Source organism: Bacillus sp. 7_6_55CFAA_CT2 (assembly GCF_000238655.1).
Lineage (GTDB): Bacteria > Bacillota > Bacilli > Bacillales > Bacillaceae_G > Bacillus_A > Bacillus_A cereus.
Genome location: NZ_JH414708.1, coordinates 1,280,826 through 1,292,291, shown reverse-complemented (window position 1 = coordinate 1,292,291; position 11,466 = coordinate 1,280,826). Strand labels below are relative to the sequence as shown.

The following is an 11,466-nucleotide window of genomic DNA, read 5'->3' as shown; positions in this document are numbered from 1 at the left end:
TCTTTTATGAAGTCACTGGAAGTTGCTCCGTTAATTTATTATTCCTCATTCAATTTTAAATACATTTTTAAAGCCTGCATTTCAAAATCGAACTTTCGTTCTTCATCAGAACAAAATATTATCTTTCCTTTATGTATAATTTGGAGCTAATGAACTGTTGAACTTTTTGATAAATCAACATATCAATATCTATATGAATCATATCTACCAACTCCTGAACTCATAAAACGTTTAAAAATTCCTAAAGTTATGTCTCTTAAATATGCTATATCAATATCATTATCTCTCCACTACTTTTTTATTGTTAGGGATTTTACCCCTTTGTTACATATTCTTTTTAACAAAAAAATTAATTTTAAAAAATTTTTTAAACCTCTTTATAAAAGAACTAACGTTCGTGTATAATAAGAACTAATGTTCTTTTGTTTTTAAAAAGAATTACAATGTACAATTATTTAATCCTACTGAATAGGGTCATCTTAGATGTCGATTTTCACATTTTTTATCATTTTAACCAAGATGATTCCTTCTAAAGAATGCAACGATAAGGCTTCTAACCGCAAGAACTGTGGAACTAGCCTAATAAATTAGAGTTCGATAGAACTCTTTACTTAGGAATTCCTTCTTCTAAACGAAGTAAAAATGAGATAGTTCAAATCAGCAATATACTGGCGAAACCATTCGTAGCACAAACATATCCTTAACAAACCTACTTCAAGAAGGAGAAGAACAAATTTCACTTTTTGATAATGTCACGCAAAGAGAACAAGAAATAAAGCTAACGAAAGTAACGGATGAAATACGCACAAAATTTGGAGAGAATAGCATATTAAGAGGAATTTCGTATACAAATAATGCAACAGCAAGATACAGAAACACACTGTTAGGGGGACACAAAGCATGAACAACGCTAATATGCAACAAGGCCGAGGAATGGTAAAATGGGCTCAATTCGCCGGAATTCGTGAAATAATCAAAGAGAAAAATAAAGTAGCATCTCCCATTTTAACCTCTGAAGAAAAGGAACTGATTAAGAACATGCTTTTATGTTCCTTATTGTCCGAAGAAGAAATACTAATTACATATTATGAAGGCGGCTATTTACTTACTAACTATATGACCATCATCGATATAGATCCGCTAAATAGCGCTATCATATGTACGGATGCTTTTTATAATAAGTTGACACTACAATTTTCGGATATACTGGATGTAAAATAGAATAGATTTAAACGTTTGTATTGTTATAAAGGAGTGTATAAAATGCAAGGGAATCAGATAAAAAAGAATGCAGCAAGAACAGTTATTCATAATGATATAAATAACTATCCCTATTTAAATATACCTATGATTATCAATGAGAATGATGGAATAATTTACGAGGTTTTAAGCGCTGGTTTTCATAATAATGATGCAGTAGCAATGATAACAACTGACGGTTTCACTACAAATAGGGTAAATACACCAATCGTAACAGTAAAAAACGATGATAGTAGTATCCAAGTATTCCGTTTACCTTTAGAATTGGATGATTGGGTGCTTTCATGTATGCGCGCTGCTTCAATAGGAAAAAATCCGTTCCCATGTAAAGTTGCTTTTGGAATCATTGATACTAAATGTCATGTGGAATTCAAGTAAAAAAGGAGTAAATTAATTTGTTCCTTTTATAATTTTTGGGACATTTATTTTTCTTAAGTTGATGGGCATGTAGCGGTATCCCTCAATATTAAATTTCAAATGCATGAAAATGAGAAAAAGTTTAAAATAATTTATATACAAATGAAATAATCCAGCGAGAGTATCAAACTGTATACAATTTGCCTTTTCACACTAAAAAATGATACTAAGGTCATTGAAAGGCACCTCAGGGTGTCTTTTTCTTAATTCTAATCCGCAGTAACAAATTCATATTTTTTATACAAAAAACGGAAAAAATATTTTATAATTCTATTTAGATTAATATTGCGTTTTTGATATAAAACTTATAGAAAAATGGCGGTGATTGATTTTATGTTTAATATTTCAAAGGGTGCGATGATAGATACAATAAACAATATGATTTACAACATTGCTCTTTATGTCTTTGTATTTATTATTTGCATGTGGATTTTAGTATGTATTGTTCGATTATTTGTAAGGGGATTATCTAGAGTAATACCTATAACGTATACACCTCCATTGCAATCTAAAGGAAATGGAAAAAGAAAACAAAATAAAAAAAGGAGTGCGTCTTATAGAGTTCAATCAGTTGGAAAGAAAGCAAATACAAATAAAGTTGTAAATTCTGATTTGGATGATGAAGATGATTTTAACAACTATTATGACGACTACAGTTCCCCTAGCTATTATAGCTCTTCTAATAGTTCAAGTTCCGAAAGTTCATATAGTAACTCCAATTATAACAGCACTTCTAGTTACAAAAATGAAGATTCCTCTAAGTATGATAGTCCTTCTTATAATTCTAGTTATAATAGTAACTCAGATGAAAATGATTATTAATAATATACGAACTTGCATGATAGTGCATAATCTATTTGTCATAGAAATGCACACATCCATGTATTCAAAATATATTAAATTGCAACAATCATTTTGGTTAGGAATCTTATCCATAACATTAAACTTAAGATGGTTACATACGGAGAAAGGCGCCTTTGGTGTCTTTTCTTTGTATAGATCAGTACCAAGCTTCTAATATATTACGTAAGAACTTGACGCTATTTTAAATGGCTCAAAAAATAGACAATGATTTTCACTTCCAACTTCACAAAACAATTTCCCCTTTTTAATTTGCTCTATTTGACGATGTTCATGCAAATTGAATCATTCTATCCACTAAACAAGAAATAATTCTCCAAGAGCTGAATATATCAATCAATAAAGCAATTTTTCATATAATTGATTTCTTGTTTCATCTAAACCTATATCCTTAGACCTCTACGCTTGAAGTATCCTTTACGGATAAAACATTCCTTCACTACTACGTCAATTAAATCTTTTCTTGCTGCAGTAGTTTTTCTAATTCATGAAGAAATGTATGAGTTTTCTCAACATCCTTTAAGATATCCTCTAGGTTCTCATTTGCTACAAAATCTCTAATAGAATGGTTAAAAACCATTAAACTACCATATCTATGCTCTATTTCTTTAAACCACACTTCTTTTTCCAAAAGCTTAAAATTTTTACGAATGACTTTTTCCCTTTTTGAAGGGATGGACATAAAGAGTCCTCCTAATACATCACCGATTACATCTCCCATGTGAAAACCTCCCTTTTATATATTGTAACATTAAGAAAAAGCAATATATAGTAGTATTTCCAATACACTTCAAATAACGGTTCGTTACCAATTAGAGTGAACGGTAGAACTTGCGTTATGGTTTTTTTCTTATCTCGACAGAATACGACATCACCATTTACCTTAATTTGGTATAATCATCTGTGGAATTTTACAATTTTCAAAATGGAGGAATTAAACATGTTCAAAAAGTTGAGTACCATTGCATTAGGAAGTGCTTTAGCGATGAGTCTAGTTGCTTGTGATGATTCGTCAAACAAAGCTTCTACAGAAAAGAAAGATGAACCAAAACAAGAGGCTAAGAAAGAAGCAAAACAAGACCAAAAACAAGAAACGAAAAAGGACGATAAAAAGAAGATAACGGTTGCCGATGTGGATACTATTAAAACTGGTGATCCTGTAACTGGTGAAGGTGGAGATAAATACGAGGATCTAGTTGCTAAATATGGCGAACCTGACATCAAATCTGATTCTACAAGTAAAAATGTAAAAACGTATACTGCTAGTTGGAGTAAAAATGCAAAAGGTGGCACAGGAGCTAATTTCACCGTTAGTTTCATTGAAAAAGATGGTCAAAAGTTAGCAGTAAGTAAAACTCAAATAGGGATGGAGTAAATCCTAGTCATAGAAATCATGGTTATGAGGAAACTTCTAAATCGTGATAAAACAAGCACTCGAATGGGTGCTTGTTTTATCATTTGAAAGTAATGAATCACCGGAAATTCCCGCTTATTAACAAACGATTTATTCTTCTTACATTTACCACCAGACAAAAAACATGTAGTACCCTGTATTTTACGTACTGGAAAAGCAATTTCATAGATACATCCTTTTCAACTTGATATGCTCTGTTCTCATAATATAATTCCGTACTAGATATCTCTGTTTTAGATTCTATATATATAACTTGATCCTTTTAATGATTAAATATTGAATCCCGTTTTATTTTCACAAAGTTGTAATGGCACAACCCCCATTCAACTAATTTTTATATATTTTTAGGTTTAGTAGGCAGAAATAACACTTAAAAATAAATTAAAATTGAAAGAGATGATACAAATTATGTTTAAAAATGAGGAAGAGCTGCAAAAAGCTTTTGAAGCAGCAAAGGCGACCTTAGCAATTGAGGGATTGACTGTTACAAAGGAAATGGAGAAAGTCATAAAGGATAAGTTACGGAGAAAGATTACTATGGAGGAATTAATCCGTTTAGCAGATGATATTGCCAGACGCAAATAAATAATCTTTTACTTTAAAATCTGTAACCTTGATACCCGCTTTTCACAAAATTAATAATAAAACCATTTTGGAAAGAGATTCAACAAAATGGTTTTTTAACTCTTAAATGAGCCTTACACTTTATAATAACTCTCTTGGAATTCGTACGGTGAGATTTTCGTATTTTAGAGATAGTATTTTAGAAAAAGTAATAGTGGAAATTATACCACTTAAGACAAGTTTTATTAAATTACGTATGCAACAACAATGCCAATCTTTTTTCAAAAGGAAGGTTGGCATAAACCCCCATCCCCTCACACCTTACTTTCTCTTAACAACAAACAAAACGCCACCCAATCCGCAGTAGCGCTTACAACAATTCCTATACATTTAATCAAAACTATTGATTCTCATATCATTTATTTCTTTGCTTCCATACCCCATTCTCTCTACGAAAAATATTCTTTCCATTCATGAAGTCAGCTGTATTACCAGGAATGCTATATTTCTTATTCTTTTTCTTAGCCTTCTTCTTCAGCCTCTTCTCTTCTTGAACAGCTTGCAGATCAGCCTTCCATTATTTCAACAAATCCTTTTCACGTCGCATCGAATTTGTGCCTCTCAGACTAAAATATGAATCCAATAATTAGGTGCTTTCTATTTATATACTCTTTTTAACCAAATGTTCATTTTGTTCACATACACGTTTAATGTGTATTTTCTATATAACAAAGAAATAATCACCTGCTATGGACGTTTTCCTTATCTAGACCTAGACCTGTGCAACTATATAAATCAACTAGGGTCTATGTGGAACCTGAATTCCCATTCTTTAAATTTCCCTGGACACAACTCGTGTAGCATCTTATATGGACTATTTTTCCAACACCTATCTAATGAGGTTCTTGCCCCTTGATTAATTATCCATCTTCTACAAATGAACATCATATTTTTATAAATAAAATATTTTTAAAATTATCCCTAACACAAGGAATATAGATACTTATTTTACTTTCAAAGGCTGAAACATAAACATAACTGCATAACTACTGAAAATAAACATAAAATAGACGTTCTACTCCAAATGGATAGAACGTCTTTTCACTTTACTTCATACATATATCAATTTTTCACTTATTCATTTTGCATTACAATTAAGAAATCCATAAATTCATCTTCATTTACAGGTTTACTGTAGTAATAGCCCTGAATTAGATAACATACATTACGTTGTAACACTGTTAATTGTTCCTTCGTTTCTACCCCTTCTGCTATCACTTTCATGTTTAAAGTATGAGCAAGTGAAATAATGGTTTGTATAATTTCATCTCCATCAGTAGAAGTTCCAATCCTATTAACAAATTCTCTTGGAATTTTCAAAGTATCAATTGGATAAAGAGGCAGATACGCTAGTGAAGAATAACCTGTACCAAAATCGTCAATTGATAAATGTACACCAAATGATTTTAATGCTTTTAACTTCGATAAAGTTTCTCTTTCATCTACCATTGCAATTCGCTCTGTTAATTCCAAATCAATCGAATTAGCAGGTACTCCTATCTCTTCTATAGTAGATATCATTGTTTGAACAAAATCTTTCTGTTCAAACTCTATAGCTGATAAATTTATCCCCATCTTTAGATTTGAAAAGCCCGCAGAATGCCATTCTTTCAGTTGTTGACACGCTTTCTGTAACGTCCACTTCCCAATTGAAATAATCTGCGCCGTTTCTTCTGCGATAGGTATAAACTCAAAAGGAGAAATCAGCCCAAGCTCTGGATGTTGCCAACGTATTAAAGCCTCTGCACCAATAACCTTACCTGCCTTACTATCAATTTGTGGTTGATACAATAAAAACAACTCATTATTTTCAATTGCATTTGGTAAATCCTGTTCTAATCGTAATCGACGAGTTACTTGTTGAGATAATGTCTCGTCATACATACAAACAGCATTGTTACCTTTTTCCTTTGCGCTATACATAGCGATATCAGCGTGTTGTAAAAGTGTAGTAGTATTTATTCCTCCAAATGGATACACTGCTATTCCTATACTAAGAGATAAGTAAAAACTATGCTGATTTACTACAAATGGTTCTTCAGTTATACGAAATAGAGTTTTACACAAATCCAATAGCTGTTGCTCTGTTTGGTTATGGACAATGATCGCAAACTCATCACCACCTATTCTTGCTAGAGGAATAGTCGGTGACAGACATGTCCTAAAACGTTTGGCAACTTCTTTTAAAACCTTGTCACCAATCGAATGACCCAATGTATCATTAATAGTCTTAAAGCGATTTAAATCAATATACAGGAGCCCAAACTTATCCTGTGTTTTTTGTGCACGCTTAATAGATCTATCTAATTCTTGTTGGAAGAATATACGATTTCCAATCTCCGTCACCGTATCATGGAATGCAAGGTAATTTATCTCTTCCTGTTGTTGTTTCATCCTTGTTATGTCTTTTACCATTACATAGCTCCCAAAGGTTTGTCCTTCTATCATAATAGGAACTATAGTGACATACCAAAAGAGTATATCCTTCTCATTGTTATTTTTCACACGTAACTGTAGTGAAGATGAACTACATCGTTTCCCTTTCTTTATAGCTACTTCCAATTCAGATTTATCTTCATCTAAAAAAATAGAGAAGCACTCTTTCCCTATCAATGCAGCACTTTCTTTTCCTAATAACATACTTCCAGCCTGGTTTATATTTAATACGATACCGTTTGAATCAATCGTTAAAATAGGATCCGGATGATACTCATATAATGACTTAAATCTCTCTTGATTTTTTACTAAATCATTAGATTTATTTATTAAATCCCTTGTTCTTTGAGATACTGTTTGTTCTAATTGATTATTAAACACTTTTAATGTTTTAGTTAACTCTTTGTTTTGCATTCGTACGATTGTATGACGAATCAGTACAAATACAAAAGCAATACAATTTCCCGTAATTAATGTAGCTGAAGAAGTTTGCTCTTTCAAAGTAAAGCCAATTAAGACTGCAACTGCAAGATAAGGGAATATACCAAGAAGTTTCTCTCCAAATGTCGGATTAATAATAAAATAATTTCTTTTAGAAGAAGTATTCTTTGGGATTGTAGCAGCAATAGCGATAAATAATAGGAAAACTCTATACAAACACCTTAAAAATATAACTGAACGCTCTGACAAATCACCTTGTAAGTAAAAATACAAATAGTCCGTAATAGCCAATCCAGTTAATACTAGGATAAAAATAAACAATTTACTTTTTGCATTGAAAATAGCAGGTCGAAAGATCAGTGTAACTCCAAGTAATAGAAGCAATAAATCTATAATCGGAAAAATAAATGAGAGAAAAACATCTCCAATTGATAAGAATAAAATATTTGCAGATGGTTTATTAAATAGGTACCACTCTAATGTAAAAATAGCAGTAACAACAATGCATAAATCACAAAGTAAATACGCTTTCTCCCATTTGTTACATTCCATCATAATTTTATAAAAGAACGCAAAAAGAAAGAAGAATAAGAAAAACAGTAGAAATACATCAGAAATATTAAAATTTTGTATTGGCAATTCTACATTAAGTACTTGAAAAGCGGATATGAAATTCCCTATCAAAAAACACCCTATTGCAATAGTAATGCAAACCCAGAATACTCCTAACTTAATTTTTTGGGATAATATAGAATACAGTAATGAGATAAATACAGTAGTTTCAACGACTAAAGATGATAGTCGGATATTAAAATCTGATACGAAATAATGATTCGGAAAAACAAATAAAAATATAAAGCAAAAGCTTATATAAGTTATTAAAGCCAATATCAATACATAAAATTGCACATATACATGTTTACGCAATGGATTCACCTTCTTGATTTTTCTATACTTTTATTAAAAAATGGCTTGATGGTGGCACAAGTCCTACTAATTAAAATGTGTGCTACCTATTATCCATATTATGACCTTTTTAAAAGATTTCTTTCTACACACAACAATCTTATTAACTTTTTGTAGATGTTTACAATTATCAATACTGAGGATTCTAAAAAGGATAAGCTGAAAAATGTAATTTTTTAAGTATTTGAGCATCGTAAATTTGGCGGGTACAACTTATCTACTCTTTACATATGAGATAGAATCTACTCCTCTATTGGATTATAGTTGCTATCTGTCACACTTAAAAAGGAATGAAAATATACTATCATTAAAATAGAAATTCAAATTAGTTTACGAAACCAACCGTAACTATTATAGTTACACAAAAAGTTGATGTCAATTTCATATCCTCCCTTTTTAACGGACAAAAGACATGACCTATTGAACAAAAATGTGATGTTTATAAAAAGGGCGGTAAAGTTTTATCTCCTTACTCAAAGAATTATAAATGATTTAGAATTAGATGAAATTGAAGCTAATATTGCATCTCCCTAAAAAGAATGTTACTCTAAAAATAGAATTATGAAAGGAATGATGGATGAATAATGATTAACTAATTTATATTTTAAGTTGAATTTTATAACTTCAAACTACAAAATATAGGGTTAGTCTATCCATTTTTAAAATTCAGTTCATACTTTATTTGTCATGATTCAAATGATTAATAAGTACTTATTAAGTATAGACGAAAGACTAATCCTTCCGATTACAAATTGGGGGATTTTTTTATTCCCGTTTGTCTTAGTTGAAACTTACTAATTGTTAAATGTACTTCACAAATAAAGGAGCGAGAAAAATGAGTACTTCAGATACTATTGTTACACATGTAATGCTCTATATAAGTCGTTAATATCCATCAAACTTATATAGAGGAATTAAAAAATGGATGGATGTTCCGACTTTATATGAAACGTTTCGATATATAAAGGAGGAATTATTATGTCAATGATAAAGGTCCAAGACTTAACTTTTTCATACCCAGGTAGCTTTGATAATATTTTTGAAAGTGTAAACTTCCAAATAGATACGGATTGGAAGCTAGGATTTATTGGTAGAAACGGACGAGGTAAAACGACATTCTTTAATTTATTGTTAGGGAATTATGAGTATAGCGGGAAAATCCTTGCTTCAGTAGAATTCAATTACTTCCCCTACTCTGTTTCAGATAAGAACAAATTCACTCATGAAATCCTTGAAGAAATTTGTCCCCAAGCCGCAGATTGGGAACTTCTACGTGAGATATCCTATTTAAATGTTGATGCTGAGGTCATGTACAGACCATTTAAAACATTATCAAATGGGGAACAAACAAAAGTGTTGCTTGCTGCACTGTTTTTAAATGCGGGTCAATTTCTATTAATTGATGAACCAACAAATCACTTAGATACAGATGCACGAAAGATAGTCTCCGATTATCTAAGGAAGAAAAAAGGATTTATTTTAATTTCACATGACAGAATCTTTTTAGATGGGTGCGTTGACCATATCCTATCTATTAATAGAGCAAATATTGAAGTTCAAAGTGGTAACTATTCTTCTTGGAAGTTAAATTTTGATAGACAGCAAGAACACGAGAAGGCTACAAATGAGCGTCTACAAAAAGACATAGGGCGATTAAAACAGTCTTCCAAACGTTCAGCAAGTTGGTCTCATGACGTGGAAGCTTCCAAAAATGGAACGAGGAATTCAGGCTCTAAGTTGGATAAGGGGTTTGTAGGACATAAAGCAGCCAAGATGATGAAAAGAGCAAAAAACCTTGAATCAAGGCAACAAAAAGCTATTGAGGAAAAATCAAAATTACTAAAAAATGTGGAGAAAACTGAATCATTAAAATTGGAACAACTACAATTTAAATCAAATGAATTGATTACTTTAGTTGACGTGTCCGTTAAGTACAATGATCAAATTGTGAATGAGCCGATTAGCTTCATAGTTGAACAAGGTGACCGAATTGTACTTGATGGAACGAATGGGAGCGGAAAAAGTAGTATCCTAAAACTAATTCTAGGACATCCGATACAGCATACAGGCTTAGTTACTTTAGGTACAGGACTCATCATTTCCTATGTCCAACAAGATACTTCTCATTTGAAGGGATCGCTATCAGGCTTTATTGAAGAGCACAAGATTGATGAAACCTTATTTAAGTCCATCCTAAGTAAGATGGACTTTGACCGAATTCAATTTGAAAAAGATATATCTCATTATTCTGGTGGACAAAAGAAAAAACTGCTTATCGCTAAAAGTTTATGTGAAAAAGCTCATATATATATATGGGACGAACCACTAAATTTTATAGATATCTATTCCCGTATGCAGATTGAAGAACTTATTCAACAATTTAATCCCACAATGGTTATTGTTGAGCATGATAAAATATTTCAACAAACAGTTGCAACGAAAACTATATCTATGTAGCTCAAAACGAATACTTGAAAATATAATCATTAACTTGAGTCCTTGAATTATAAAAACTTTAATGAATTGATAAAAAAAGCCTAATTTCTCTACAATACATTGAGAAATTAGGCTTTAAATAGTAATAATAGAATTCATAAACACTGAATAATTTACACATTAGGTTTATCTGTTAATGCAGTAACAATCCTGTCCACTAAGTCTTCGGGTAATCCATATTCCTTATTAACTACAGCCTGTATACTAGCAAAAGAACTTTCATTGTATTTTGATTGCCTTTTTCCTCTACTATCTTTCTCTTTATTTATGAAGTTTTCACGAGATTCATAGTTCATCTTATCTGGTTCTTTAGCAATAGATTGATTGGTGTAAATTATAAAGATACCTAACATCATAATTACACAAATGAAAATCCCTACTAATTTAAGTCTCATTATTCATTTCCTTCCTGCAACTCTTACTGTTTCTCGTTCATAATATCTCAACCATATCAAATTCATATTAATTTGAAGTAAAATTTTGTTCTTAACATATTTCTTAATAGAAAGACTGTATATCCTTCTATTTGTTTGACATCATTAAGATGCTCA

Annotated in this window: 8 protein-coding genes and 3 pseudogenes; 7 read left to right on the top strand and 4 right to left on the bottom strand. The window is 31.2% G+C overall.

The window, feature by feature from the left end; all coding sequences use genetic code 11:
- Positions 1 to 38 precede the first annotated feature (38 nt).
- Positions 39 to 284 (bottom strand): annotated as a pseudogene (gene mntA / locus HMPREF1014_RS31990) (type VII toxin-antitoxin system MntA family adenylyltransferase antitoxin); the annotation flags it as partial.
- 371 nt (positions 285 to 655) lie between these two features.
- Here mntA and HMPREF1014_RS29580 point away from each other — a divergent pair.
- From HMPREF1014_RS29580 to HMPREF1014_RS29575, 4 genes and pseudogenes are all read left to right on the top strand, one after another.
- Positions 656 to 904, top strand: a pseudogene (locus HMPREF1014_RS29580) (Y-family DNA polymerase); the annotation flags it as partial.
- Positions 901 to 1,221: a YolD-like family protein gene (locus tag HMPREF1014_RS06860; RefSeq protein ID WP_001057825.1), complete on the top strand. Its 321-nt coding sequence runs from the start codon at positions 901 to 903 to the stop codon at positions 1,219 to 1,221. The pseudogene HMPREF1014_RS29580 and the gene HMPREF1014_RS06860, both read left to right, overlap by 4 nt.
- Before the next feature lie 42 nt (positions 1,222 to 1,263).
- Complete coding sequence (locus HMPREF1014_RS06855; RefSeq protein ID WP_001161877.1) at positions 1,264 to 1,638, top strand: hypothetical protein; 375 nt, start codon at positions 1,264 to 1,266, stop codon at positions 1,636 to 1,638.
- A 354-nt stretch (positions 1,639 to 1,992) separates the two neighbouring features.
- The gene (locus HMPREF1014_RS29575) at positions 1,993 to 2,499 is read left to right on the top strand and encodes a hypothetical protein (RefSeq protein ID WP_225989757.1); all 507 of its coding nucleotides are present in this window, start codon (positions 1,993 to 1,995) and stop codon (positions 2,497 to 2,499) included.
- 490 nt (positions 2,500 to 2,989) lie between these two features.
- Here the strand turns inward: HMPREF1014_RS29575 and HMPREF1014_RS06845 are convergent, their stop codons facing one another.
- Positions 2,990 to 3,259, bottom strand: coding sequence for a hypothetical protein (locus HMPREF1014_RS06845; RefSeq protein ID WP_000503057.1), 270 nt, complete (start codon positions 3,257 to 3,259; stop codon positions 2,990 to 2,992).
- Positions 3,260 to 3,478: 219 nt separating this feature from the next.
- On the opposite strand from HMPREF1014_RS06845, the gene HMPREF1014_RS06840 reads away from it, so the two are divergent.
- Entirely contained in the window at positions 3,479 to 3,913 is a 435-nt protein-coding gene (locus tag HMPREF1014_RS06840) for a hypothetical protein (RefSeq protein ID WP_000473787.1), read from the top strand.
- A 447-nt stretch (positions 3,914 to 4,360) separates the two neighbouring features.
- On the top strand, positions 4,361 to 4,537 hold the full coding sequence (locus tag HMPREF1014_RS31485) for a hypothetical protein (protein ID WP_000475744.1): 177 nt from the start codon (positions 4,361 to 4,363) through the stop codon (positions 4,535 to 4,537).
- A 1,113-nt stretch (positions 4,538 to 5,650) separates the two neighbouring features.
- On the opposite strand, the gene HMPREF1014_RS06830 is transcribed toward HMPREF1014_RS31485, so the two are convergent.
- The gene (locus HMPREF1014_RS06830) at positions 5,651 to 8,380 is read right to left on the bottom strand and encodes a sensor domain-containing protein (RefSeq protein WP_009326640.1); all 2,730 of its coding nucleotides are present in this window, start codon (positions 8,378 to 8,380) and stop codon (positions 5,651 to 5,653) included.
- A 1,017-nt stretch (positions 8,381 to 9,397) separates the two neighbouring features.
- On the opposite strand from HMPREF1014_RS06830, the gene HMPREF1014_RS06820 reads away from it, so the two are divergent.
- A complete protein-coding gene (locus HMPREF1014_RS06820; protein WP_000061794.1) occupies positions 9,398 to 10,876 on the top strand; it encodes an Lsa family ABC-F type ribosomal protection protein in 1,479 nt (492 codons plus the stop codon).
- 200 nt (positions 10,877 to 11,076) lie between these two features.
- Here HMPREF1014_RS06820 and HMPREF1014_RS06815 read toward each other — a convergent pair.
- A pseudogene (locus tag HMPREF1014_RS06815) lies at positions 11,077 to 11,310 on the bottom strand (hypothetical protein); the annotation flags it as partial.
- Between the last annotated feature and the right edge of the window lie 156 nt (positions 11,311 to 11,466).